The following is a 26,797-nucleotide window of genomic DNA, read 5'->3' as shown; positions in this document are numbered from 1 at the left end:
CCACGACCTTATGCACGTTTCAATCCCGACAGGCAATGCCGCGACACCGCTCAGGGGAGGTCAGCAACAGGGGCAACAGACGCCTGGGCACCCTGTCGAGATGCCGGGATGCGGCATGGACTGGCTAGAAACTGGTGCGTATGCCGGCGAACCCCGTCAGGGCGATGCCCGGCCGGCCCGGCTGTCCGGTAAAGGCGGCAAGCTGGGCGTAGAAGCGCATGACACCCCGCCAGCGCGCTCCCGCATCGGGCCAGGGCTGGTATGTCGCTTCCACCCAGGGGTTCAGGCCAGCGAAACTGTCGGCGGTCGGCCCGGTGCCTTTGCGCGTCCAATAGGCCATGCCGACCAGATCAATGACCAGCCGTCCGTCTGTCGGCCGGAACTTCTGTTCAACGGCGGCATGCAGGCTGTCATAGCCGCGGTCAAATCCGCGCAGGAAACGCACCCCTTCATAGCCTGCGTAGAAGCGTAGATCATCACCGACATAGCGGATAACGTCATTATAGAGCGCCAGGGCGGCCCGCCCATCCTCGAACCGCACCCCGTAATCGGCGAAGCCGGCCAGATCATCACCCAGGCTATAGAAGCTTCCGGCCGTCAGGTTGACGACGCGGCCGGCACCGGCATCGGCCCGCCCCGGTTGCAGGGCATGAAATATGCCCAGATGCAGGCGGCCGACCCCGTCCACATGCCGGCTGTAGACGGCGCCGCAGACGGCAGAGGAGGACAGGATGATGCCCGGCCGGTACAGGTCGGGTCCGCAGCGCACGTCACTGGTCTGGGCCGCTGCCGGCCGGCACAGGAACAGCAGGAACAGCAGGGGCAAGAAACGGCGCAAGGCGGAGCGGACCTTTGGGAGGGGAGAGCTATCCTGCGCTATTCGTCCGCCGCTGGCGAAAGGTTACGCGCCGGCACGCAAACAATCATGCAGCGTGACGATGGCCGTCGGTCTGTCGCCATCCACCACGAACAGGCAGGTGATACCCTCGCGGTTCATGCGGGCGAGCGTTTCGCCGACCAGGGCATCGGCGCGCGTGGTGCGCGGGCGCCGGGTCATGATTTCCGCGGCGGTCCGCGACAGCAGGTCACCCGCCATGTGCCGGCGCAAGTCCCCGTCGGTAATGATGCCGACCAGCCGCCTGTCGTCATCCACGACACCCGCCACGCCCAATCCCTTGGCGGTGATTTCCAGCAGGGCGTCTGACATCCGGGTCGCCTCACCGACCAGCGGCAGTGCATCGCCGCGCCGGGCGATACGGTCTACGCGCATCAGCTGCTGGCCCAGACGCCCGCCCGGGTGGAAATTGCGGAAATGTTCGTCGGTGAAGCCCTGACGATGCATCAGGGCCACGGCGATGGCGTCACCCAGTGCCATCATCATGGTGGTCGATGTTGTCGGCGCCATGCCCACGCGACAGGCCTCCGGCGCGTCCGGCAGCAGCAGCAGCAGGGTCGATGCCCGCGCCAGCGCCGACTCCGCCTTGCTGGTCATGCCGATCAGCGGAATGGCATAACGGCCGCAATAATGCAGAATATCGGTCAGTTCCTGTGTCTCGCCGGAATTGGACAGGGCGAGCACGATATCCTGGTCCCCGATCATGCCCAGATCGCCGTGGCTGGCCTCGGTGGCGTGGATGAAATAGGCCTGGGTGCCGGTGGAGGACAGGGTGGCGGCGATCTTGCGCCCGACATGCCCGCTTTTGCCGATGCCAGTGACGAACAGGCGGCCGGCGCCATTGGCGATCATCGACACGGCCTGCTCGAAATTGCCGTCCAGGCTGTCCCGCAGAAGCACCAGCCCATCCATTTCCCGGTCGATGACCTGACGGCCGATGCTGACGGCATTGCTGAATTCGGCTGACATCTGCTGTTCCTGCTGGCCGGGCCCGCTGGCCCCCCTCTGTTCCGCCTATAGGTAAGCGGTCGGGTCAGGGACTGCCAGCCCCCTTTCACCGCATGCCCTGGTTGCGACGGACACGGCCCATGGCGGTCGGGACTGTCGTCCGGGCCGCCATGCGGGAAGAGCGATCTTATTCCGCCGCGTGCTGGCTGGTGAGCGAGATATATTCGGCGAAGATGTCGCCCTGGATGGTGGTATGCCGGCGCAGGCGGCCATAGGCGCCGTCAGGGTCGCCCTGCTGGATGGCTTCCAGGATGGCGGCATGGTCGCGCAAATTCTCTTCCGCGCGGCCGGGATAGTTCAGCTGATAGCGGCGATAGGGGACCAGCTGCAGGGCCAGCTTGTCCGTCATCTCCACCAGCACGTCATTGTGGCTGCCCCAGACGATCAACTGATGGAACTTGCGGCTGGTGGCGTAATATTCGTCCTGCCGTCCGGCATTATAATGTTCTTCGGAGATGCGGTGCATATCCGCCAGCTTGACCTTTTCCTCCGGTGACATGCGACGCGCGGCCAGCTTGGCGCACAGGCCTTCCAGCTCTGACATCACCTCGAACATATGGACCATGCGGCGGATGTCCATGCTGGCCACGACGGCCCCCTGGCGTGGACGTTTTTCCACCAGCCCGGACTGGACCAGTTGCAGCACGGCTTCGCGCACAGGCGTGCGCGACACGCCGAACCGTGTGGCGATGGCTTCTTCGTCCAGACGCGCCCCCGGCCGCAGCCGGCCCATGAAAATGTCCTGTTCCAGGGACACACGCACATGTTCGGCATGCGTGACGTGTGTAGGCTTGTTCATCGGACCTCCGCTTTTCCGCCAGACAGGTCCAAACCCGAACCGGGCCGCCGAAAGGCGCGATGATCCCGGGGTCTGAACATGCCTTACTGTCATGTATCGGGCAGGACGGAAGCCAAGTCAAGCTGTGGTCCAATTTGTGGATACGCGATGATCCATATCTGCATACGGAGCCAGCGTTTCTGGTGACCGCGCCGCCGGTGCTTCGACAGGATCGGGAGGGTGTACTGAGGCGGGTCTGAGGCAAATCCACGAGGATCGGCAAGGGCACTGACCGGTTTCCACATTGCTTCCGCAATTCTTTGTCATCATGATGTTCGTATACATTGATTGGCTGAAAAAAATAATATAAGGTCCATCCCGTATCCAGAAAGAGGGGGTTGGCGCGGCGTACTGACCGGATTGCGTATCCGGCGCCGGCCCTGGAATGGGTCCGCTCGTGCCGCGTGCCCACCGGACGGGATGAAAAAAGCTGTCGAAGTACGGCATTCAGGGAGGAGAAGTTGATGTCATCAAATCCACGCGCGGCGGGGCCGGCGATGTTTGCCAGCCTGGTCGCCCTGCTGGCCGCCATGCCGGCCGCGGCGCAGCAGGCCCAGACGCAGGCAGGTGCGGGCCTTACGCTGGAGGAAATCGTCGTCACGGCGAACCGGCGTGAGTCGAACCTGCAGGAAACACCTGTTGCCGTTTCGGCCTTCACGCCGGCCATGTTCGATGCGGCCCCGCCCAAGGACCTTGGGGATATCGCGGCCTATGTGCCGAATTTCTCCGCCGCGCGGGTCACGGGCTTCAACGCCGCCTCCTTCGCCATGCGCGGCGTGGGCCAGACCGATATCATCGTCTATTCCGAAGCGCCCGTGGGCGTGATGCTGGACGATTTCGTCATGCCCTCGGTGCAAAGCCAGCTGCTGGACACGTTCGACGTGGAGCGGGTGGAAGTGCTGCGCGGTCCGCAGGGCACCTTGTTTGGCAAGAACACCACGGGCGGCGTCGTCACCGTGTATACGAAGAAACCATCGCTTACCGAACAGGGCGGAGCGGTACAGTTGACCATGGGCGATTTCGGCACCCGGGCCGCCAAGGCCTCGCTGAACCTGCCCATCGTGGAGGATAAGCTGGGTATCCGACTGGTCGCCGGCTACAACAAGTCCGACGGCTATTACAAGAATGGCGCCTGCTACGGCCCCGTGGTCGGGACCAAGGCCACGGGTTGCGGTGATGGCAGCACGGTGGGTGGCGAGAATATCTTCAACGGCCGCGCCAAGGTGCTGTGGAAGCCCGTCGAAAGCGTGGAGGCACTGTTCCAGGTGGAGCGGGTGCGCGACAATTCCGACAGCGTGCCCGTGGTCAACACCACGCCCAATGATAAGCGCTGGACCTTTTACAATCTGGGCTTCGGGGCCAATGGCGGCGATCCGCTGGACCATGCTGGCATCACCAATCGCGATGACAGCCTGCTGAACATGTCCGACGGGCATCAGGTGGATGTCGACGGCTATTACAGCACCATCAACTGGGACGCGGACAAGGTCACTCTGACCTCGGTCACCGGCTACCGCAAGCAGCTGTCGCAGCTGCCCAGCACCTATACGGGCGAAGCCGGACCCATCTCCCTGTTCGATGCCAACCGCACCGACATGCGCAAGACCTTCCAGCAGGAAGTCCGCATGGCTTCCAACTGGGACGGGCCGGTGCAGATGGTGGCCGGTGGCTTCTATCAGCAGAACAATGTGCATTTCTGCGTGGCTCAGACGCTGGGCTTCCTGGATCTGCTGGGCGTGACGCTGCCGTTCGGCACCTTCAATGCCAATCCGCAGATCCTGTGCAACCAGGAACGCCAGAAGGCCTATGCGGTTTTCGGCGACCTGACCTGGAAGGTGACGGACAAGCTGACCCTGATCGGCGGTGCCCGCTGGACGGATGAAAAGAAGTCCTGGGCCGGCCGCAACCAGGTATTCATCCAGGCCCTGTCGGGCACCTTCGACCCCAATTTCACCTGGGACAAGCTGGGCGACATCCTGAATGCCGGTGATTTCGACAAATACCCGACGGGTGTCGTCCGCGACAGCCAGACCTGGAAGGAACCAACCTGGCGGGCCAGCGCATCCTATGACGTCACCGATGATCTGATGGCCTATGCCACCTATGCCCGCGGTTTCCGCAGCGGCGCCTATAACGACCAGACGGGTACGACGGGTCTGTCCATCCCGGCGCTGGCCGCGCGACCCACCAACCCGGAAATCGCCGACAGTTATGAAGCCGGTTTCAAGGGCGATTTCTTCAACAAGACGGCGCGCCTGAACGCCACGGCCTTCTTTGTGAAATACAAGGACATGCAGCGCGGCCTGGTCGCCACCCTGACCAACTCCTTCGGCCAGCAGGTCCAGGAAACCCGCTTCTTCAATGCCGGCGAGGCGACGGTGAAGGGGCTGGAACTGGAAGGCAGCTGGATCGTCCGTCAGGGCCTGGAGGTACGCGGCGTACTGGGCTATCTGGATGCCAAATATGACAAGTTCGAAGCCGACACGAATTTCGACGGCAAGATCGATGTCGATTTCTCCGACCGGCCGCTGAACCGGGCGCCCAAATGGCAATGGACCCTGGACGCCACCTACACGGCCGACCTGGGTACGGCCGGGGAGCTGCTGTTCAACGGTGCCGTCCAGTTCGAGGATGAAAGCGGTTATGTCTATTCCGACGTCAGCCGCGAGTTTGACAGCAAGCTGGACCGCAAGACCCTGCTGAACGCCACCATCACCTGGCATGATGAGGCGGACAGGTACACGGTGCAGCTGGTCGGCCGCAACCTGACCGACAAGCGTTACAAGACGGCCTCCAACGTCGTCGGTTCGCTCTGGGTATTCTCCACCTATGGCCCGCCCCGCTATCTGGGCGTGACCGTCGGCTCCAAGTTCTGAGCGGGCGCTGTCCCGAACACCCTTCCATGGGCTTCCAACCTGGGGACCGGACCTGTGCCGGTCCCCATTTTGTTGCCTGACTCAGGACAATGCTGAGTTGGTAGTGTTAAAACGACGGTTATAGTCTTTTGATGGAACTGGATATATGATCTCGTAACGGCCTGGGCGGGTTCAAAGGCGTCCTCTATGCACCAAGAGCATCTGCATAATTCTGCGCGAAGCAGCCTTACCGCCTCGGCCCCCGCCGGCGCCGGTGCAATGGTTGAGCGGGTTGCCCACGGTCCCGGCATCCGGCCCCGTCTTTCAGCATTGCCGACGGGCGCCGCTGATCCGGCCCTGGTTATCCAGCGTGTGCGGACGCGGGTCGGCGGTCATGATGTGGAAACGGATGAGAAATCGGCCACGGAACTGGGCGCACTGCGACAGCAGGCCCATGCCGACCATCAGCGGGAGCGCGACGCCGGCAATGACGCCCTGGCAGAACAGCACCAGGAAGCGCGGGAGGCGATTGGCAAGGCGCTGGCCGACAGGGCCATTCAAAGTGGCCGCACGATCGCAGGGCCGGAGGCGACGGGGCATCTCAAGGACGTTCTCCAGCATCACCAGATTTCCTTGCGGGATTTCGTTGAACAGAACAGCGACGCTGCGCAGCAGGCTGCGGTGACCTACCAGGCGGGCTATCATCCGGAACATGGTGCGGCCAACCTGCACATGGTGCGGTCGCTGGCCGCCATGAACATGCTGCACGGCATGGGCTATTTCGACCGGATGCTGACCGGGGAAGAGCCTGCTGACCACCAGGCGTTTGGGGAGTTACCGAAAATCGCCAGACTGGCCGACGACAACAAGGAGGACATCCAGAACGCCTATGGATTGAGCGAGGAGGAAAGGCTGTCCATCCAGCATTACACCAACGCCCACACCAATAATCTGATGAAAGACTCGTTCGGCGATGCGCCGACAGGGTGGAAACATCTCAGCCGGGCGATTGGAAAGATACCGTCCACCGGTGATCTGGGACTTATCCATTCGGGCTTTCGGGTGCCGCGCAAGGATGAGGGAACGACCCTGACCGACAATGTCCCCGTCGGGTCGGGCATCCTGCATGGTCATGGTGTCATGGACCAGGGGCAGAAGCACTTCATGTCGGTGGCGACCTCCTACAACGTGCACACCACCGCCGACCGGCTGGGGGAAGCCGGAACGATGCTGGCCGTCAAGGGGACCTCTGGACGCTATATCAACCCGTTCGGCGTGCAGGGGTCTGCCACTGACGGGGGCGAGGTTCTGTATCCGCCCAACGTGGTCTCGCAATATAAAGGCCGATTTGGTGGGACCAGCGAGTCTTTACCTGTGCATTTCCTGCAAGAGACGGATGACCGGAGTGTCTTTCCCGAACTGCACGAGGATGACAAGTACCAGCCGGTCGCCAATCCCCGCTATCGTCCGCCCAAGAAGCCGGATGAGGTCGGCTATACCGAAACGACCAGCTATGGCAGCACCCTGCGACGGATCAATGTCGACCGGGACCCGAAGCCGGAGGAGGAGACGCGGCCGGTTCGCATGGTGCCCCTCGGCAAGCAGAAGGTGGAGTGATGCCCCGCCCTCACACCACGTTGAAATAATTCGGCACGCCGCCCGGCCAGACGGTGCCCCACATCTGCATGCCGCCATCGATGGTCAGCATCTCGCCCGTGATGAATTTGCCCGACGGGGCGGCCAGATAGACCACGCCTTGGGCCACGTCCCAGGCATCGCCCATGCGGCGCATGGGGTTGCTGTCGGCAAAGCGGACCGTGGCTTCGGGCGGATAGACGTTGAAACCTTCGGTTTCCACCGTGCCGGGCGCCACGCAGTTGACGCGGATATTCAGCGGCGCCCATTCGATGGCGACCGATTTCGACAGATAGATCACGCCGGCGCGGGCCGCACAGGTATGGGCCGCCTGCGGCATGCCGCGTTCGACATAGGCGACGATGTTGATGATGGAACCGGCCTCTCCCCGGTCGCGCCAGCGCTTGGCGGCGGCCTGCATCATGTGCCAGGTGCCGTTCAGGTTGGTGTCGATGACGGCATTCCAGCCCTTCTTGGAAAAATCGATGGCCGCCTGCGGGAACTGCCCGCCGCCATTATTGATGACATGGTCGATGCGGCCGAATTCGGCGAGGGTCCGGTCCATCAGCGCGTCCACCTGATCGGGATCGCGGATGGTCATGGGCATGATGGCGATGTCGCGGCCCAGATGGCGGCGGATGCCGTCGCGCGTTTCCGCCAGCTTTTCCTCCCGCCGGCCACAGATCATCACCTTCGCGCCAAGCCTTGTGAACAGATAGGCCATGGCGCGGCCCATGCCGCTGCCCCCACCCGACAGCACCACCACCTGATCCTGCAACAGATCGCTGCGATAGACGGTGGGCAGGCTGGCCAGTTGGTCTTCGCTGAAGCCCCATTGTCTGGTTTCGGTCATCTTTTACCCCTCCAGCCGCCCGATAATGGCGACCGACGTGATGTTGCGGTTGGGCAGGCCGCCCAGATTGTGGGTCAGGCCGAAGCGCGGGTCGGGCAATTGCCGCGCGCCCGCGCGTCCCTGAAGCTGCAAATAGATCTCGTAGACCATGCGTAGGCCCGTGGCCCCGATCGGATGGCCGAAACATTTCAGCCCGCCATCGATCTGACAGGGGATCTGCCCGTCGCGGTCATAGAAGCCGTCCATGACATCGCGCACGGCCCCGCCTTCCGGCGACAGGCCCAGATCCTCCATCACCACCAGTTCGGTGACGGAGAAGCAATCATGCACCTCGATCAGCGACAGTTCGGCCCGCGGGTCCCTGATCCCCGCCTCTTCATAGGCGCGCCGGGCGGCGATGCGGGTGGTCAGGGTATAGGACCCGTCCCACGACCCGTGCGCCAACTCCACCCCATTGCTGGGCGCCAGCTGCAGGGCCTTCACCGTCACCGGGTTGGTCTTGCCCAGCGACCGCGCGATTTCCGGCGTGGTGACGATGGCACACGCCGCCCCGTCCGACACGCCGGCGCAATCGAACAGGCCCAGCGGATAGGCCACCATGCGCGCGTCCAGCACCTGTTGTTCGGTGATGGGATTGCGCAGATGCGCCTTGGGGTTCAGGGCCCCGTTGGCATGGCTTTTCACGGAAATATGGGCCATGGCGCGTTTCAGGTCGGCCATGTCGGTGCCCGTGCGCGCCGCATAGGCGGCGCCCAGCTGGGCAAAGCCGCCGGGGGCCGTGTTCTGCGGCAGCCACAGATCCTCGAACGTGCCTTTGGTGCGCTCCGGCAGGCCGCCGAAGCCGGTATCCTTCAGCTTTTCCACGCCCATGGCGATGGCGATGTCGCACGCGCCGGCCGCCACGGCATAGACGGCCCCGCGCAGCGCCTCCGTCCCCGTGGCGCACAAATTCTCCACCCGCGTCACGGGGATGTTGGGCAGACGTAAAGCCATCGACAAAGGCAAGGCGGACTTGCCCACGCTCTGTTCATCGAAGAACACGCCCATCCAGCCGGCCTCAATCGCCGACTTGTCGATGCCGGCATCCTGGATGCACTCCTGGAACGCCTCCAGCATCAGATCGTCGGGCCCGGCGTCCCAGCGTTCGCCAAAGCGCGAACAGCCCATGCCGATGATCGCCACCTTGTCGCGGATACCCTTGGCCATTTCAGCCTTCTCCCTGCGGCGTCGCCTTCCAGAAATACCGGCGGAACCCGCGCTTCTCGTCCACATCCTTCAGGCGGAAGACCAGCCGCACGGGCAAGCCCACGGACAATTGCCCCGCCCGGATGTCGGTGAATTCCATCATGACATTGGCGCCATTGGCGAACTGGACATTGCCATAGGCCAGCGGCGGACAGGGGGTGAAGCCCAGCCAATCCTCCGTGAAGGTCTTCACGGCCGCCGGCTCGTCGGCCAGCCGCAGCGGGGTTTGCGTGTCGATGGCGGCACAGGCGGGATTGACACAGACCCGCGTGCGCGGGAACTGCGCGCAGCCGCAGGCCGTGCAGCGCCCGCCCACCAGCCCATTGACCATGTCACGCTTGCGATAGGCCACCGTGTGGGCCGTGCGCTTGTCATGTTCGGCCCGCATGCCGAAATGGATATCGACCATGCCGGCAAAGGACAGGTGCTTCAGATACTGCGTTTCCTCCTGCCGCCGCGCCAGCGATCCGGCCACACCCGCCGCCGGTTTGAAATCGGCCAGCACGGGCGTGGTGCGCAGCAGGATGGCATCCGCCCCCTGGCCGAACCCGACCAGCAGGATGATGCGCCCCGGCTTTGCGCGACCCAGCAAATCCGCCAGCATCAGCAAGGGATGCGCCACCCCCGTATCGCCCACGCTGGCGCCCAGCGGGTCGACCACGCTGTCGGGGCGCAGGCCCAGCTTGGCGGCCAGTGTCGCCTGAATTTTCGGGATCGTGCCGGGCAGGATGAAATGGTCCACCTGATCGGCCGCGATCCCGGCCTTGTCCAGCACAGCCCTTACGGCCGCCGGCACGATCTTCAGATAACCTTCGTCGCGAGCCCAGCGTTCCTCCAGCACATAATCCGCCGTCTCCCCTTCCGCCCGGTAATGGTCGACCAGATCACGGAAGACGGAATGACCACCCAGGAATTCCGCCAGCACGCCCGGCCCCCTGCCGGTGCTGACGGCGGCCGCCCCATGACCGTACAGGAAATCCTGCGCAGAACCCGGCCGCGCCAGCCGCCGGTCGGCGGCGGTCAGCAGGGTGCTGCCCATCTGCTCAAACGCGGCCAGCAGCGCGCTGGTCGCGGCCCGCAGGCTGCCCGTGGCATCCGCCGGCCGCGTGGTGTCGGGCAGACCCAGCGCATCGATGACCAGACCGGCATTGGACCTGTCCTGAAAGGGCAGCGTGGTGGACGCCAGGACCAGCCGGTCGGGATTATGGGAGCGGGCAGCCAGCAGGTCGCGCGCCGCCTCCACCGCCATGGTCAGGCTGTCCTCGTCCCAGTTGGCGACGGCGCGTTCACCCTTGCCCAGGGCCGCCAGATTGGGGTCCAGCCAGTCCAGTGCACTGGCCATCGCCTTGCGCGACAGGCGCAGGCGGGGGATGTAGGCACCAAAGCCGGTGATGCCGGTGGGGTGTTGGGTCACGGGGGGGACCTTTCGGGTTCTGGCGCTGTCGTTTCTGCCTTGCTCCACCTGCCTAAGCCGGAACGCTTGGGAGGGTGGGGGCGGTACGCTTCGGAAACGGAAATTCGCTGGGTTCATTTTGAACGGGAAAGGCTTTTACAACCGTCACCCCGGCCTGAGCCCATAGGCTAACTTAGTCAATTGCACCTTCCCTGCCTCCCCCGCGAAAGCGGGGGTCCAGGGGCCACAAGCGACGACGCTTTAATGTCCTTGACTCCTGGACCCCCGCTTTCGCGGGGGAGGCAGGTTGGAGTAGAGGGTTAACTTAGCGCCTATTGGCCGTAGCATGGGTGACGGTCGAACGTGCTTCACCGTAAAGCGCCCCCGCCTCACGCCGGCTCCACGAACCGCCGCAGCACCTGCGCCACCCGCAGATGGTCGGGCACCGCCTCGCCAATGCGGCGGTCAAGCTCCTCGTGCCAGTGATAGATGCGGCGTTCCTGATAATTCAGGGAAATGCCCGTGAAGCCGCCGCTTTCCACCGATTTCTGGATGCTGTCGGCGAACTGCGTGTCTTCTTCCAGGATGCGGTCGAAATTGCTGATGCGGGTTTCCCAGATTTCCGGCCGGGGACCATCGCCCCAATCGGGGGAGAACCAGCAGACCTCGATATACATACGCCTGATATCGATGGGCCAGAACACGATGAAGGGCATGCCCGTGGGCGCCGGCGGCACCACGATATTGGGATAGACATTGATCGACACGTTGGAATTGCGCGCGATCTCCCCCACGGTCGGGATGTCGGGCAGGCCCCTGGTGCCGGGGTCCTGCCAGTCCGGCCGGCGGTTGGGGGTGACCATGCGCGAATGGCCGTTGGGCCACAGGGTCATGAACGACCCGCGATGGTCCAGGAACCGGTCCACCGTGTTCTGGTGGATGGATTTCAGGTGATAGACCTCCAGGAACGCATCCAGCAGCACCTTCACATTGCAATCCACCACCACCCCATGCCGGTCGGCCAAGCGCAGATTCTGCGGCTGGAATTCCGACAGGTCGGGCACGACAGGCGCCAGATATTCCATCAGCGGTTCGGCATTCGGGTTCATGTTGATGAAGTGCCAGTTGCCGAAATTCTCGCACCGCACCTCGATCAGGGATTTGCATTTGGTGTTCAGGCCGACGAAATCCCGCTTGTCGCGCAGATTGATCAGGTCGCCCTTCAGATTATAGGTCCAGCCGTGATAGCCGCAGACCAGACCGCGGCCCTTGCCCTTTTCCTCCGTCGCCACGGGGGCGCCGCGATGCCGGCAGGTATTGTAGAAGCAGCGGACCTTGTTGTCGTCCCCACGCACGAACAGCAGCGGGTCGCCCAGCCGGTCCCATTTCAGATAGGACCCGATCTCCGGCACCTCGTCGCCATGGATGGCATAGACCCAGGTGCGCCGCCACAAGGCCTGACGCTCCAGCTCGTAAAAGCCCGGGTCGACATAGCGGCCGGCGGGGATTTCCGGCAGCTCCGGGAAATCGTCGGGCGGGCCTTGCCGCGAGGATTCAAACTGCATGCCGGCCTTGATCCGGTCAATCTCCAGGGCATCCATCTTTCCCTCCCGTTTCATCGCTTGGACGTGCGCCGGTTTGTCCCCGGCCGTTCTTGTCCGCATACATAACAGAAGAAGTTGCATACATAAACATCGTTATGATTATGCAAGACCTGCGACCGATTGGCGCTAAACCACCCGCCCCGCCCGCAAACCCGCGATGGCATCGGGGCCATAGCCCAGTTCCCCAAGGATGGCGTCGGTATGTTCGCCCACCTGTGGCGGCCGCTGCCGGATGCTGCCCGGCGTGGCCGACAGGCGTACGGGCGGGCCGGCAACGGGGGCGGGGCGGGGAAGGCCCGGATAATCCAGCGGCTGCAGCAGGCCCGACGCCGCCACCTGCGGATGGTCCAGCGCCTGTTGCGGCGTCAGGACGGGGCCGCTGGGGATACCGGCGTCGGCCAGACTGTCCAGTGCCTCGACCGTCGTCCGCTGTGCACACCATGCCGCCATGCGGGCGCACAGCACCTGATTATGATCGCCGCGCAGTTGGTCGCTGGCAAAGCGCGGGTCGGTCTTCCAGTCGGCCAACCCCATCAGGTCGCACCAGCGGCCGAACAACCCATCCCCCACCGTATGCACCAATATATGCCCGTCCCGCGTGGCGAAGACGTCCGACGGGGCGGAGGTCTGTACGCGGTTGCCCGTGCCCTGGCGGTTGATGCCGGTCACCGCCTGTTCGATCAGAAAGGCGTTGAACAGGGTCAGGCCGGTATCCAGCAGGCTGGCCTGCACACTCTGTCCCTGTCCCGATTGCCGCTTTTCCATCAGCGCTGCCATGGCGCCCAGGGCCGCGAACATGCCCGTGCCGAAATCCACATAGGGGGCGGCGGCCTTCATGGGCTGCCCCGGCGTGCCGGAAAAATACATCGCACCGGACATGGCCTGTCCCACCCCGTCGAACCCGCCCTTGGCCGCCCAGGGCCCGCTGCTGCCAAAGCCGGAAATCAGCACGGGGATGATGTCCGGCTTCACGGCGCGCAAACTGGCCTCGTCCAGCCCCATGGCGGCCAGCGCCGGTGGCGGCAGATTGGCGACGACCACATCCGCCGTCGCCACCAGTCGGCGCACAATCTCCCGCCCTTCCGGCCGGGTCGGGTTCAGGGTCAGGCTGCGCTTGTTCACGCCCATTTGCAGCCATCCCGCCCCTTCGCCCTGGTCGGTGACGGGGGTGATGAACCGATCCTCGCCACCGCCCAGCCGTTCCACCCGGATCACCTCGGCTCCGAAATATCCCAGCAGAGTCGCGCAGTAGGGACCGGCCACGTAACGGCCGAAATCCAGCACCCGCACCCCTTGCAGCACCTGTCCCAAAGGATCGTCTCCCCAACCGTTCAGCGCCGGGAAAATTCTGTTGCTCTGCATACAGAATAGGCCGGACGCGGATAAATCTTCAAGGCCGCAGAAAATGAGGCATTGAGCCGTTTGCCACGCTGCATCGCACAGGCATTCGGCGCGGCGTCGCAGCAAAATCAGCGGATTTGACTTTTTTATTTTACACAGAAATGGCGATGTGAGTATATTTTTTTAAGCGCCGTGGTACAATGACCGCGGCTGGCAACCAATTCAGAAAAATCAAATCGGGAGGGATCGTCATGGACGGGATCAGTTCGTCCTTCGACTATCGCAAGGGCTGGTCGATCAATCCGACGGCGCGGCCCGGCGATGCCGATGCCAAGGCGCCCTATATCGACAATGGCACCGGCAGCATCGACCCCGCGCAATATTATGATCGCGGCTGGATGGAGCAGGAATGGGAGCAGCTGTGGACCAAAACCTGGCTGCTCGCCTGTGCGGCCAGCGATATACGCGAAGCCGGTGATTTCGCCACCTTTGAGATCGGGCGCGAAAGCATCGTCATCGTGCGCGGCGGCGATGATCAGGTGCGCGCCTTCTATAATGTCTGTCCCCATCGCGGCAACCGGCTGGTCCATGCCGAACTGGGCAGCCTTTCCAACGGCTTTGCCTGTTCCTTCCACAGCTGGAAATTCGGCCTGGACGGGGCGCTGAAATCCATCACCGACCGGGAAACCTTCCGGCCGGAGGTGGTGTGCCACAATCCCGGCATGTCCGGTGTGCGGTGCGAGGTGCTGGCCGGGCTGGTCTTCATCTCCATGAACCCGGACGCGCCCGACCTGCGCCCCTGGCTGGGGCCGGTGGCCGACCATCTGGAGGCCTACCAGATCGACAAGATGCATGTCGTCCGCCAGGTGCGCAGCGAATGGGCTGCCAACTGGAAGGTCGGCGTCGATGCCTTTTACGAGGTGTACCATCTGCACGCCGTGCATCCGGAAACCCAGGGCGTGATGGAGGATTATTTCGTCCAGTACGACCTGTTTCCCAACGGGATGAGCCGGATGTGCATCCCCTTCTACCGGCCCAGCCCGCGGGTGCCCGATCAGGTGGGCGTGAATGAAGGGCTGCGCATGATGATGCCCGACGCCGCCCTGGACCCAGCCAGCTTCCAGGGCACGGCGCAGGAGGTGCGGATCGCGGCGCAGAAGGCCAAGCGTGAACGCGCCGAACGACTGGGTCTGGGCTATGAGCGCCTGACCGATGCGCAGCTGACCGACAGTTTCGCCTATGGCCTGTTTCCCAATGTGCAGATCGGCTGCCATCCCGAAGGCGTGTTCCTGATGCGCTTCATCCCGCATCCGACCGACCCGGAACGGTTCTTCTATGACATCACCATCCTGTTCCGGCCGGCGCCGGTCACGGACGGGGTGGCTGGTGCCTATGATGTGCCGGCCTGGATGGGTCTGCCCGAAGGTACCGACGTGTCGGGCCGGGTGCGGCCGGATTGTGTGCATGTGCCCCTTGGCGAACCGGCCAATCTGGGCCTGGTGCTGGACCAGGACAGCGAACTGCTGCCCGTGGTGCAGAAGGGCCTGCGCTCGCGCGGGTTCAAGGGCATGCTGTTCAGCGAACAGGAACAAAGGTTGCGGCATTTCCATGCCGAGCTGGACCGGTACATGCGCACCGGGGAGGAGGCCCGATGATCTTCTTCGTCTCGCGTTTCACCGTGCTGCCGGAGAAGGAGGCGGAGTTCATCCGCCTCGCCACCGCCCTGACGGAGAAGGTCCGGGCGCATGAGCCCAAGACCCTTTATTACGCCTTTTACCGGGCCGACGGCCCCGGCCGCTTCGCGGTGGTGGAAAGCTTCCCCGACGAGGCGGCGGAGCATGACCATCAGGCCACGCCCTGGTTCCAGGAAATCGTGCCCCAGATGCTGCCCTGTTTCGACGGGGCCTATGTCCGTGAATATTTCCATCCGCTGAGCGCGCCGGCCCCCGTGGCCGGTGCCGCCGCCTGACGGGAACTGTGTTGATGACCCTGTCCGACCGTTTCATCCATGCCACCACGCTGGGCGACCTGCTGCTGTCCGCGGCGGGACGCTGGCCCGATACTGATGCCCTGATCTTCCCGACCGAACGCCTGTCCTATCGCGATCTGGCATCCCGCGCCCTGCACCATGCGCGCGGGCTGATGGCACTGGGGGTGAAGCCGGGCGATCATGTCGGCGTGCTGCTGCCCAGCTGCATCGAATTTGTGGAGGTGCTGTTCGGCGTGGCCCTGGCCGGTGCCGTCACCGTGCCGATCAATGCCCGCTACCGCGCGCATGAACTGGCCTATGTCGCCGACAATGCCGATCTGGTCACCATCATCACCACCGAACAGGTGTCGGATCAGTTGAACCTGGTTGACCGCCTGCGCGAAGGGCTGGAGGGGCTGGCCGACCAGAAAGATGCCGAACATCTGTCCTTGAGTTCGTGCCCGCGCCTGCGTTCCATCGTGCTGCTGGGGCCCGGCGGGCGGCCCTTCACGGTGACGGCCGACCGGTTTGCCGATCTGGTGGCGACGGTGCCGGAAGCGGCGGTGCATGAACGCCGCGCCCATGTGCGGGTGCGCGATACGGGCCTGATCCTCTACACATCCGGCACCACGTCCAACCCCAAGGGCTGCCTGATCGCGCATGAGGCCATCGTGCGCACGTCGCAGGCTCTGGCCGAACGCTATGAACTGACCGACCGCGACCGGTTCTGGTCGCCGCTGCCCTTGTTCCATATCGCCGCCATCCTGCCGCTGGTCGCCATCTACGCCAAGGGCGGCACCTATCTGTCGATGCAGCATTTCGACGCCGGCACGGCCATCGACATGCTGGAACAATACCGGGTGACGGCTACATATCCTTGCTTTGCGCCCATCATGGTGGACCTGATCCACCATCCGCGCTTCGCCCAGGCCGACCTGTCCGCCATCCGCCTGATGAACTCCTCGCTCGCCATCCAGACCGACGCGATGAAGGAAATGCTGGCCAAGGCCCTGCCCAATTGCGTGCAGGTGGGCACCTATGGCCTGTCGGAAGCGGCGGGCACCGTCTGCACCAGCAGTCTGGATGACAGCTATACCACCCGCACCACCCGCCTGGGCCGCCCCCTGCCGGGCGTACAGGTGCGCATCATCAATGCCTATGGGGAGGATGTGGGGCCGGGCGAGAAGGGGGAGATCCTGGTGCGCAGCCCCGGCGTGCTGGACGGCTATTACAGGGACTCGGTGAAGACGGCCGACACGCTGAAGGGTGGCTGGCTGCATACGGGCGATGTCGGCTCGCTGGATGGCGACGGCAACATCATGTTCCATGGCCGCACCAAGGACATGCTGAAGGTGGGCGGGGAGAATGTTGCCGCCGCGGAGATCGAAAGTTTCATCGGCTCGCACCCGGCCGTGAAACTGTGTCAGGTGGTGGGCGCGCCTGACCCGCGTCTGGTGGAGGTGCCGGCCGCCTTCATCGAACTGCATGCCGGGGCCAGCCTGACGGTGCCGGAGGTGCTGGATTATTGCCGCGGCAAAATCTCCAGCTTCAAGGTGCCGCGCCATGTGCGCTTTGTGACGCAATGGCCCATGTCGACCAGCAAGATCCAGAAATACAAGCTGCGCCAGCAGCTGGAGGCCGAACTGGCCGCCGGTGCCGCCGCCTGACAATAAGAACAACCGGAGCAATCATGTACACGATCGTCGCCAAGCTGTTCGTGAAGCCGGAGATGGAGGCACAGTTCGTCGCCGCCATGGCGGCCCTGGCCGACAAGGTCCTGGCCAACCAGCCGGACGTGTCGGTCTATCTGTTCAAGAAGATCCGTGGCCGCGACCACGCCTATGCCGCCATCGAACAGCACCCGTCGCAGGATTATTTCCGCGACGTGCATTGCACGACACCCTGGTTCAGCGAACTGGTGCCACAGGTGATGCCGTGCCTGTCCGAACCGATGGTGCTGGAGGAGTTTGACGATCTGTGATCCAGGGCGCGGGGCACACTTTTCCCGCCGCCCTGCCTGAAAAGGAGGGGCAGGGTCGCTTGCGCCGGCGTTATTGCTGGATTGGGGCGGCCTGCAATGATACCCCGGATTGGCGTCATCCTGGCTCTGTCCGCAGGCCAGGATGACGCCAGATGGCACAGCGGTTGCCGATATAACGGCCCATGGTCGGGGGGTAAGGCGTGGAGCGTCAGCCATTTCGGCAGATCATTGAAACGCATGGCGTTTCCTGGGTCCTGGCGTCACTGCTGGCTGCCCTGGCGCAGTTCCGGATGATCGGCCGGATCATCGGCCTCCAATATCAGGATTCCATTGCGGCCACGCAGGGCGTGCTGGATGGCCTGCCGCATTGGCAGGTCTTCCAGAGCCGGGTGTTCGGCCCCTGGGTCGTCGAGATGCTGTCCGGTCTGACCGGCAGTTTTGAGGCGGCCCACATGCTTTACACCATCGCCGTCTATTTTCTGGCCGGGCTGGCCATGCTGGTAGTGGGGCACCGGCACTATGGGGCGAAATCGGCCTGGATCGGCTTTCTGTCGTTCCAGGCCCTGTGCATGGTCCTGATCAATATCCGCTGGCATTATGTCTGGGATGGCGGGGAGTTGCTGACCTTCACCCTGTTCTGCCATTTCGTCCTGGCCGGGAAGGACTGGCGCTGGCTGGCGGGTCTTTTCGCCCTGTCGATCCTGAACCGGGAAAGCGCCTTCTTCATCGCCGCCTGGATGATCCTGGACCCGCTGCTGACGGTCGCCCTGAACCGGTCACCGCTTCGCTGGCCCATGCTGCAGGCAGGCATTGCCTGCCTGGCGGGTGGGGCCGCGCTGACGCAGCTGCTGCGCACGACCTTGCTGAAGCGGGAGATCGGGCCGGACCTGTTCGGTATGCCTGAACTGGCCGGGCGCAGCTTCCACCCCCATATCCAGCTGAATATCGATTATCTGCTGGACGCCTTTCTTCACCCGACGCAGGAATTCAACATCCTGATCGTCATGCTGCTGCTGTTGCCGCTGCCGCTGACCTATCTGTTGTTCCGGCGGTTTGGCCGCGCTTATCTCAGCCTGGGACTGGCCCATGGCCTGATCGTCCTGTCCTTGCCGATCGTTGGCGTCCTGTCGGAAACGCGCGTGCTGTTCGACCTGGTGCCCTTCATGGCCCTGGGCTTCGCCGCCCTGTGCCGGGAGGATGACGGCCGCCCGGCGTGACGCCGCCGGTCAGGGTCGGGGCAGCCAGCCCGGCAGGGTCTGGAATTCCGCCCCGCGGCTCAGCGTCGGCCACAGGTCGGCCCAGCAGCATTCATGATCCTGATCCGGGATTTCCAGCAGCCGCGCCGGCGTCGATGGCGGCAGCCGCGCCATGAAGGCCCGCAGCACATCCCCGCCGACAATGGCATCGCGCCCACCCCTGATATGGACCTGCGGCACGGTACCCAGGGAAGGGGCCCTGTCCGCTGGGTTCAGCGACCGGCTCAGCGGCGACAGCTGATGGTCCCGCACCCAGCTGTCCAGATCCAGATTGGCGGCAATGGTGACCAGCCCCGACACGTCGGACCGTCCCGCCGCCAGCAGGGCCGCCAGCGCACCGCCCCCGGAATAGCCGACCAGCAGCAGCCGATCCGCCCCGCTGTCCTGCTTCAGCCGGTCCAGCGCCAGCCCCGCACTGTCCACCACCTCCGGCGCCCATCGCGCACCGGTCCAATAGGCGGGGTCGCAGCCACGCTGCCGGGGCGCATATTGGCAGGGCCTGGCCAGCCAGGCGACCGGTCCGTTGCCCGGATGGGCCAGTGCCAGCCGCAGCGCCAGCGGGTCGACCGGTGTGGGGTCCTGCGCGGGCCGCGTGGGGTTGAGATAGGCCAGCCCGTCCCCTTCGATATAAACCACCAGCGGCGCGGCGGCATCCGCCCCCACCCGTGCCGGACGGCTGGCAGCGGTCAGGTCGAAGGGTCCGGCCGGAAGGCTCTGCCAGCGCCAGCCGGCGGCCGCCACCAGGGCCGGCGCCAGTTCCTGGCGTTCCTGCAGGGCACAACCGGGCAGCCACAGGGCCAACAGAGCCATCAGGACCAGCCGGTTGGCCCATCCTTTCATGCCGGCCGCTTCCCCGGTCCCGCGGCGCGCAATTCGGCCAGCGCCCCGGCCACCTTGCGTACCAGCCCCGGCCAGTCGCCCCAGGCGGGCTGGCGGAACAGGCGCACCGACGGGTACCAGGGCGTATCCTCCCGGTTCAGCAGCCAGCGCCAGTCGGGCAGGAAGGGCAGCATCACCCAGGCCGGCCGGCCCAGGGCGCCCGCCAGATGCACGGGCGAACTGTCGACGGAGATCAGCAGGTCGGCGACGGTCAGGATGGCGGCCGTATCCTCGAAATCCCGGATCTCGCTGCTCAGGCCGATAATATTCATGCCGGGCGGCGGATTGGCCACATCCCCCTCGCTCGGCCCCTTCTGGATGGACAGGAAGGTCACCCCCTCCTGGGCCAGCGGTGCCAGGGAGGCCAGGGTCATCGACCGGTTGGCATCGTTGAAATGGGTGGGCCGTCCAGCCCAGACCACCGCAACTTTCAGCCCCCCGACCCCGGCCAGACGCTGGCGCCAATGCTGCACGCGGACCGGATCGGGCGACAGATAGGGGATTTTGCCCGGCAGATCCGACATTTTCAGGCCCATCACCATGGGCAGGCTCATCATCTCGCAATGCAGGTCAAAGGCCGGCGGCAACTCGCCGCGCAGGGTCAGGGCGTCGAAGCCGCCCATGCGGGTTGCCAGACTGTGGGTCTCGTGATTGACCTCCAGGATCACCTGGGCGCCGCTGCGGGCCTTGGCCCAGGGCACCATGCGCATGAACTGGAACGTGTCGCCATATCCCTGTTCGTCATGGATCAGCAGCACCTTGCCGGGGATGGGCCGCCCGTCCCAGCGGGGAAGCTGCACCTTGCGCTCGATGCGATAGGTGTGGTTCAGGCTGTAGCGATAGCTGTATTCGCGCCAGCCGCGTTCATATTCCCCCAGCGCCAGCAGCGATTCCGCCAGATCGAAGCGGGTGGATACATGACCGGGCAGGGCATCGACCAGCATTTCCTGCACCCGTGCCGCCTCGGCGATGCGGCACTGTACGCGCAGCGCCTGGGCCAGAAAGGCCCAGAGCGGGGCGGGGCCGCCGCCACCGGACAGAAGCGGCACGACCATCGCTTCCACTTCCGCCCCGCACCCGGCGGCCAGCAATGCCGGGGCCTTCTGTTCGATCTCTTTAAGGTCCATCGCATAATCTCTGCTGCATGCCGGTCGCAATCAGGCCGGCCATCATCCGATAAAACCAGTCCCCGCGCCGCCTCATGCCTCCGGTGCGGCGTCGGTCTTCGGCTTGGCGCGCGCGCGCCGGGGCTTGGCGGGGGTCTCGGCGACGGGCTCTGCCGCTGCCGCCGGCTCACGCACGCCCAGTGCCGCCAGCAGCGGCGCCAGATAGGGCGCAAACCGCTGGGCCCGGCCGACGCTGCCGGTGAAGATCGGCTCGCGCGCCTGGTTGACGCTGGCCGTGCGGATGATGCGGCGGGTCTTGTGGAATTCCAGGCAGGCCGGTTCCCATTCCAGCCCCAGGAAGGCGATCAGCCGGCGGGCCTGCGTCTCGAAATCGCTGACCAGTTCCTCGTAATCGATTTCCAGGAACCGGTCGGGCGGCAGGACGGCGCGCCAATGCGCCATCAGCCTCTCATAATCCTCATGGAAGCGGCCCAACTCGGTCAGGTCATAGGCGAACTGCTGTTCGCGGGTGAACAGCTTGGTATAGCAGGACAGGCACGTATCGGCCGGGTTGCGGCGGACATGGATGATGCGGGCCTGGGGCATCGCCTTGGCGATCAGGCCGGCATACAGGAAGTTGGACGGCATCTTGTCCACGAACCGCCGCCGGCCATTGGCCTGCGGCCGGATCTTGCCCAGATATTGGCGGCTGATATCGGCCAGTTCGGCGGGGCCGATGCGGTCCATGATGGCCGGATAGGGGCCCATGCGCCCGACAATCTGGCTCAAGGCGGACAGTTCGCCCCCGCCCTGCACCTGGCTGTGGGTGGCCAGCACCTGTTCCACCAGCGTGGTGCCCGACCGCGGCATGCCCACCACGAAGACCGGCAGGTCGGCATCCGCCCCGGCCTCGGCCATACCGGCCGGATCGAAGGCGGCGGCCGGGAAGGCGGCGGCGATGGCCTGCATCCAGCGGCTGGTGTCATCCGCGTTGTAATTGATGGTCGCGCGTTTCAGCCGGTTGCCCTCGGCGAGATAGCGGAAGGCGCGGTCGATCTCGCCGGTATCCAGCAGGACCTTGCCCAGGGCGAAATGCATTGCGATGCGGTCGCCCGGCACCTCGATGCCGCCGGGGGCCAGCAGGGCCTCCATGCTGGCAATGGCCGGATCACCGGCTTTGAAGGTGACCAGATCGGCCAGGTTGAACCAGGCCGACACCGACCGCGGGAAACTGGAAATCACCTGTTCGAACGCTGCGCGGGCGCCTTCGCGGTCCCCGATTTCCATCAGGCAGATGCCGCGATTGACCAGTGCCTTTTCCAGCGCCAGTCCCGGCAGCTTCGTCGCCTTCTCATAGGCGGCCAGGGCGTCGTTTGTCCGGCCCAGCGCCTGCAACGCCTCGCCCAGCGCCACCAGCGCCTCGCCATTGTCGGGCGCAAAGGTTGCGGCGCGGCGGGCTGTATCCAGCGCCTCCTCCAGCCGGTCCAGGCGGCGCAGGGGCACGCTGCGCACGACCAGGGCGCCGACATGCTGCGGCTGAAAGGACAGCAGCTTGTCGATCCAGCGCAGTGTTTCCTCGTCGTTGCCGCGCGACTGCTCCGCGGCGGCGGCATTGATATAGGCGTCGGCCAGCCGGGGATTGATCTCGATCGCCTGCCGCGCGCTGAGAACGGCCTGATCATGCTGGCCCATGTCGGTCAGCAGGTTGGACAGGTTGCTCAACGCTTCGGCATAGGTGGGGACCAGCCGCAGCGCCGCCTCGTAATGCCGGCGGGCATCATCCAGGCGGCCCAGACGCTTCAACGTGTTGCCCAGGTTATTCTGCGCCTCGGCATAATCGGGCTTCAGCATCACCACCTGTTCCAAGCAGGTCAGGCTTTCCTCAAGCTTTCCGGCCTCCTGCAGGATGATGCCCAGATTGTTCCATCCGGCGACCAGCGTGTGGTCGATGGCGATGGCCCGGCGCCCGGCCGCTTCGGCCTCGACCAGCCGTCCCGCCTGCCGGCACATCTCCGCCAGATTGCTGAGATAGGTGGCCGGCACACGCGGTGCCTGACAGGCGCGCTGCAGATGGTCGATGGCGACGGGCAGATTGCCATAGGCATGGGCCATCAGCCCCATCAGGTGGCTGGCATCCGACTGGCCCGGCCAGATGGCCAGGACATGCTGGCACAGCCGCTCGGCCTGATCAGCCTGTCCGGCATTCCAGTGCGCATGCGCCTGGGCCAGCGCCTGTTCCATCGATATCTGCTGCTGCGGAGGGGGCGTATTGTTCATGGGACAGGCAGCCTATTTGGCGGAAACGGTCTTCAGCGCGTCGGAAAGGCCCGTCATCCGGACGGGGACATCAACCGGGCTGTTATTGGCAAGAACATAATGGGCCATCAGGACGGTGCCGGCCGTGAATTGCTTGAGCGCATCCTGGTCCATCTCCACAGCGGCAAGGCAGCTGCCCCCGTCACAGGAGTTGAACGGTAGCGAGATCGGCTTGTTTTTGTCCAGTGTCAGCGTCACGCCGCCCGGCAGCCACACACCCGGCGGGGCTGCCACGATCAGGCGCGGCATGCCCTGCGGTCCGATATAGCCGATGCGCACATGCAGCAGCACGGCATTCTGCGGCTGGGTGATGACGAACTGTTCGACGTAGCAGGTGTCGGCACCGTCCTGGTTCTTGGCACAGGCCTTGGCCCACAGGGGACCGGCCTCCTGACTGGCGGGCTGTTCAGCCGCGGGTGCGGTCGCCGGTGCAGCCGGCTTGCGCCCCCGGCCGGCCGCGACCGACAACAGGACGGCCGCGCCGATGACGGCCGCCATGCCCAGAACGGTCAAGACCAGTTTCCGGTGAGAGGGGTTCAATTCCACCATCGTTTCCGTCCAGTGTGCGATATTTCCGGGAGTATAGCCACGTTTCCAGGCATCAGCTGCATCGACTGTGCCGATATGGCAAGTGCATCGGTATAGGCGGGACGCCGCGGACATGGCGACGGACCTGCCGATGGGGCATCGGCAGGTCCGCGGCTTCGTTCACTTTCATCGGCGCCATTCGTCCCGATACCCGGATCAGAAGCGGAAGGTCGTCCGTACCAGTACCGTGTTGCTCAGATACTTGCTGCGCAGTTCCCCGCCATATTCGATCCGGAAGTCGACGCTGTCGCTATGGGCAACGGTAGCGCCCAGCCGCACGATCACGCCGTCGGCGGCCGGCCGTTCGGTGGTGCTGGAGAAGGTCACGCCGGCCAGGACGCCCGTCGTGGCGATCGGCCCGTGCAGGTAATCATGCACCCAGCCGGCATCCAGATCGATGGTCGTCGGCCCCAGGAAGCTGCCGAACGTCGTCTTGGCCTGCACGCCCAGTTCCTGGGTCACCGCATCCGTCCGCACGCTGCCGACTTTCAGGTTGACGACATCGGCGCCGGTTTCGTCATAGGAGTGGTTGACCAGCCGCACGGCCCGCAGGCTCAGCTTCGGCGTGACCACCGTATCGCCCTGACGGAACATGTCATAGCCGATCTCGGCCTTGCCCAGATACTGCTCGCCGCCATAATTCGCCCGGGCTTCGCGCTTCAGGAACAGGATATAGCGCTTCTGGTTGAAGTCGTTGTAGCCCGCGCCCAGCTGACCGCCGACCGTCAGGCGGCTGTCCGCCCATTCCGGCCGCCAGCTGGCATAGGATGTCAGCTGGTAGGAGTTGATCTTGGTGGAGCTGCCCGTCATCGGCCCGCGGCCGTCGGTATTGCTGCGCATCCAGCTGAAGGCCATGCCGACCGCCAGATCCTCCGTGGCGAACCAGTCAACGCCGGTCAGCAGGCCACCGCTGTTGCCCTTGTAGCCGGCGGCCGACGTGGTCGTATCACGACGCACGTTATTGCCCAGCAATTCGCCCCAGATGGCGCCCTTTTCGCTGGACGAACCGGCGGCCAGACCGCGTTCGCCGGTGAGCAGGGCGTTGGATGCCAGCTGCTGGTGCTGGGCGACGGCGGCCGATGCCGGGGCCGGCAGCACCACGGACAGCTGCGGCGTCAACTGGTTGGGCGACAGCTGCGTGATGGCGGTCTGCTGTTCGGCTTCCGACAATTGCGACAGCGGCGTCAGCACCTGGGTCTGCACGGCAGCGGCCGATGGGCTGGTCGAGGTGGCAATGGCCGCGATCTTGTCCAGTGCTGCGCCGGTACCGACGGCGGCACCACCGGTATCGACACCGACTTCGGTGAAGTTGGACTGCAGCTTGACGATCAGGTCGTTGAAGCCGCCGGCGGAGACGACCGAGGGGCTGATATTGAAGCCACCCGCCGTGAAGATCAGGTTGCCCAGGGTGATGGTGCCGCCCGACCGCACGATCGTGTAGGACGCGCCCGACGTGAAGGCGGCACCGGCCACCGGCGTCAGCGTCACTGTGCCCGCGGTCAGGGCAGAGGTGCCACTGACCTGCAAGGAACCATAGGCATTGTCGGAGCCGATGCCGAACACCAGCGAACCGGCGCTCTGCGTGAAGCTGCCGGTGATGCTGATGGCGCTGTTGACCAGCAGCGTCGCCCCGGCATTGACCACATTGTGGGTGCCGACATCGATGGCGCTGTTCAACTGGGTGGTGCCGGACACGAAGCGCACATCCGACAGGCGGTTGGTGATCCGCCCGACAGAGCCGTTCAGGCCCGTCAACACGCCCGGCGTTGCCGACGACCCGCCGACGATCAGCAGATCGCGCGACGACAGGTTGGTGATGTTGCCGGCGATGGTGCCGCTGTTGCTGAGCGTGCCCAGGCTGCCGGTGCTGGCGATGTAAAGCGCGGTCGCAGCACTCAGGCTGCCGCTGTTGGTCAGGTTGTCCAGCGCGCCGCCGACATAATTGTTGGCAAAGCCCAAGACCAGATTGGTGCCCGACGTGGCGCCATTGGCGATCAGCCCGGTCAGGCTGTTGCTGACGGCGACACCGGTATAGTTGGACCCGGTTCCGCCGGCCACCAAGGTCTGTTGCGACCCGGCCAGATAGTTGCCGGTGGCCGACAGGCTGGTCGCCACCGTACCGCCGGTGATGCTGGCCGCCCCGCTGACCGACAGGATATTGCCGTTGACGTCCAGGCGACCTGCCGTCTGGCTGTAATTGCCGGTGACGGACAGCGGGCCGGTCAGGCGGACCGAGGCCCCGCTATTGACCAGGGCGTTGCTGCCGACATTGACGGCGTCGGCCAGCAGGATGTTGCCCGAAGCCAGGACGACATTGGCGCCCGTGCTGCTGATCGTGCCGCCGGTGAAGCTGCCCGTGACGGAACCGCTGCCACCATTGATCACCAGCGCCTTGTTCGACAGGTTGGTGATGTTGCCGTTGATGGTGCCGCTATTGTTCAGCGCCCCCAGATTACCTGTGGCGGCGATATAGACGGCCGTGGCCGCACTCAGGCTGGCGGTATTGTTGATGGCGGCCAGGCTGCCACCGACATAGTTGTTGGTGAAGGACATCAGCAGGCTGTTGCCCGACACGGTGCTGCTGGCGCCCAGGCCCGTCAGGCCGCCGACAACGATGCTGGCACCGCTGTAGCTGGACCCGGCGCCGCCAGCCACCAGCGTGCCGCCGCTGCCGACCAGATAATTGCCCGTGGCCGACAGGTTGGCGGCGATGGTGCCGCCGGTGATCTTGGCCGCCCCGCTGACCGCCAGGATATTGCTGCCGACATCCAGAACGCCGCTGGCCTGGCTGTAATTGCCGGTGACCGACACAGCACCCGACAGCTTCACCGACGCGCCGCCATTGACCAGGGCGTTGGTGCCGACATTGACCGCATCGCCCAGCAGGATATTGCCCGACGACAGCACGACATTGGCGCCCGTGCTGCTGATGGTGCCGCCGGTGAAGCTGCCCGTGACGGAACCCGTGCCGCCATTGATGACCAGGGCGTTGCCGGACAGGTTGGTGATGTTGCCGTTGATGGTGCCGGTGTTAT

The 26,797-nt window shown here is 64.7% G+C and carries 20 protein-coding genes; 7 read left to right on the top strand and 13 right to left on the bottom strand.

What is annotated here, in order from left to right:
* Window positions 1-124 precede the first annotated feature (124 nt).
* The 3 genes from ACODTW_RS27290 to ACODTW_RS27280 form a co-directional block, all read right to left on the bottom strand.
* Entirely contained in the window at window positions 125-838 is a 714-nt protein-coding gene (locus ACODTW_RS27290) for a hypothetical protein (RefSeq protein ID WP_488949331.1), read from the bottom strand.
* Between the two features lie 63 nt (window positions 839-901).
* Window positions 902-1,864 (bottom strand): KpsF/GutQ family sugar-phosphate isomerase, encoded by a 963-nt coding sequence (locus ACODTW_RS27285; protein ID WP_488949330.1) that lies wholly within the window; start codon window positions 1,862-1,864, stop codon window positions 902-904.
* 166 nt (window positions 1,865-2,030) lie between these two features.
* Window positions 2,031-2,702, bottom strand: coding sequence for a GntR family transcriptional regulator (locus ACODTW_RS27280; protein WP_488949329.1), 672 nt, complete (start codon window positions 2,700-2,702; stop codon window positions 2,031-2,033).
* A gap of 503 nt (window positions 2,703-3,205) precedes the next feature.
* Between ACODTW_RS27280 and ACODTW_RS27275 the strand changes: the two genes are divergently transcribed.
* Both ACODTW_RS27275 and ACODTW_RS27270 read left to right on the top strand, forming a co-directional pair.
* Window positions 3,206-5,617, top strand: a complete 2,412-nt coding sequence (locus ACODTW_RS27275; protein WP_488949328.1) for a TonB-dependent receptor — start codon at window positions 3,206-3,208, stop codon at window positions 5,615-5,617.
* Between the two features lie 258 nt (window positions 5,618-5,875).
* A complete protein-coding gene (locus ACODTW_RS27270; RefSeq protein ID WP_488949327.1) occupies window positions 5,876-7,213 on the top strand; it encodes a hypothetical protein in 1,338 nt (445 codons plus the stop codon).
* Window positions 7,214-7,223: 10 nt separating this feature from the next.
* Here the strand turns inward: ACODTW_RS27270 and ACODTW_RS27265 are convergent, their stop codons facing one another.
* From ACODTW_RS27265 to ACODTW_RS27245, 5 genes are all read right to left on the bottom strand, one after another.
* Window positions 7,224-8,084, bottom strand: coding sequence for an SDR family oxidoreductase (locus ACODTW_RS27265; protein ID WP_488949326.1), 861 nt, complete (start codon window positions 8,082-8,084; stop codon window positions 7,224-7,226).
* A 3-nt stretch (window positions 8,085-8,087) separates the two neighbouring features.
* Complete coding sequence (locus tag ACODTW_RS27260) at window positions 8,088-9,290, bottom strand: acetyl-CoA acetyltransferase (protein WP_488949325.1); 1,203 nt, start codon at window positions 9,288-9,290, stop codon at window positions 8,088-8,090.
* A 1-nt stretch (window position 9,291) separates the two neighbouring features.
* Window positions 9,292-10,743, bottom strand: coding sequence for a 3-oxoacyl-[acyl-carrier-protein] synthase III C-terminal domain-containing protein (locus ACODTW_RS27255; RefSeq protein WP_488949324.1), 1,452 nt, complete (start codon window positions 10,741-10,743; stop codon window positions 9,292-9,294).
* A 368-nt stretch (window positions 10,744-11,111) separates the two neighbouring features.
* A complete protein-coding gene (locus ACODTW_RS27250; protein ID WP_488949322.1) occupies window positions 11,112-12,323 on the bottom strand; it encodes an aromatic ring-hydroxylating oxygenase subunit alpha in 1,212 nt (403 codons plus the stop codon).
* 129 nt (window positions 12,324-12,452) lie between these two features.
* Window positions 12,453-13,688 (bottom strand): CaiB/BaiF CoA transferase family protein, encoded by a 1,236-nt coding sequence (locus ACODTW_RS27245; RefSeq protein ID WP_488949321.1) that lies wholly within the window; start codon window positions 13,686-13,688, stop codon window positions 12,453-12,455.
* A gap of 230 nt (window positions 13,689-13,918) precedes the next feature.
* On the opposite strand from ACODTW_RS27245, the gene ACODTW_RS27240 reads away from it, so the two are divergent.
* The 5 genes from ACODTW_RS27240 to ACODTW_RS27220 all read left to right on the top strand — a co-directional run bounded on the left by ACODTW_RS27240 (window position 13,919) and on the right by ACODTW_RS27220 (window position 18,834).
* The gene (locus ACODTW_RS27240) at window positions 13,919-15,322 is read left to right on the top strand and encodes an aromatic ring-hydroxylating oxygenase subunit alpha (protein ID WP_488949320.1); all 1,404 of its coding nucleotides are present in this window, start codon (window positions 13,919-13,921) and stop codon (window positions 15,320-15,322) included.
* Window positions 15,319-15,636, top strand: a complete 318-nt coding sequence (locus tag ACODTW_RS27235; protein WP_488949319.1) for a putative quinol monooxygenase — start codon at window positions 15,319-15,321, stop codon at window positions 15,634-15,636. The genes ACODTW_RS27240 and ACODTW_RS27235 overlap by 4 nt, the downstream gene beginning before the upstream one ends.
* Before the next feature lie 14 nt (window positions 15,637-15,650).
* Complete coding sequence (locus ACODTW_RS27230; RefSeq protein ID WP_488949318.1) at window positions 15,651-17,303, top strand: class I adenylate-forming enzyme family protein; 1,653 nt, start codon at window positions 15,651-15,653, stop codon at window positions 17,301-17,303.
* 23 nt (window positions 17,304-17,326) lie between these two features.
* Window positions 17,327-17,617 (top strand): putative quinol monooxygenase, encoded by a 291-nt coding sequence (locus tag ACODTW_RS27225; protein WP_488949317.1) that lies wholly within the window; start codon window positions 17,327-17,329, stop codon window positions 17,615-17,617.
* A gap of 200 nt (window positions 17,618-17,817) precedes the next feature.
* A complete protein-coding gene (locus tag ACODTW_RS27220) occupies window positions 17,818-18,834 on the top strand; it encodes a hypothetical protein (protein WP_488949316.1) in 1,017 nt (338 codons plus the stop codon).
* A 9-nt stretch (window positions 18,835-18,843) separates the two neighbouring features.
* Here the strand turns inward: ACODTW_RS27220 and ACODTW_RS27215 are convergent, their stop codons facing one another.
* The 5 genes from ACODTW_RS27215 to ACODTW_RS27195 all read right to left on the bottom strand — a co-directional run.
* Window positions 18,844-19,713, bottom strand: coding sequence for an alpha/beta fold hydrolase (locus ACODTW_RS27215; protein WP_488949315.1), 870 nt, complete (start codon window positions 19,711-19,713; stop codon window positions 18,844-18,846).
* Complete coding sequence (locus tag ACODTW_RS27210; protein ID WP_488949314.1) at window positions 19,710-20,879, bottom strand: glycosyltransferase family 9 protein; 1,170 nt, start codon at window positions 20,877-20,879, stop codon at window positions 19,710-19,712. The genes ACODTW_RS27215 and ACODTW_RS27210 overlap by 4 nt, the downstream gene beginning before the upstream one ends.
* Window positions 20,880-20,951: 72 nt before the next feature.
* Entirely contained in the window at window positions 20,952-23,135 is a 2,184-nt protein-coding gene (locus ACODTW_RS27205) for a sulfotransferase (RefSeq protein WP_488949313.1), read from the bottom strand.
* A gap of 12 nt (window positions 23,136-23,147) precedes the next feature.
* On the bottom strand, window positions 23,148-23,687 hold the full coding sequence (locus tag ACODTW_RS27200; RefSeq protein ID WP_488949312.1) for an invasion associated locus B family protein: 540 nt from the start codon (window positions 23,685-23,687) through the stop codon (window positions 23,148-23,150).
* Between the two features lie 231 nt (window positions 23,688-23,918).
* A partial coding sequence (locus ACODTW_RS27195; protein ID WP_488949310.1) for an autotransporter outer membrane beta-barrel domain-containing protein occupies window positions 23,919-26,797 on the bottom strand: 2,879 nt, incomplete at its 5' end.

This window comes from Niveispirillum sp. FG148, assembly GCF_057809655.1.
The sequence above is the reverse complement of the archived record's forward strand: the minus strand, read 5'-3'. Positions and strand labels throughout refer to the sequence as shown.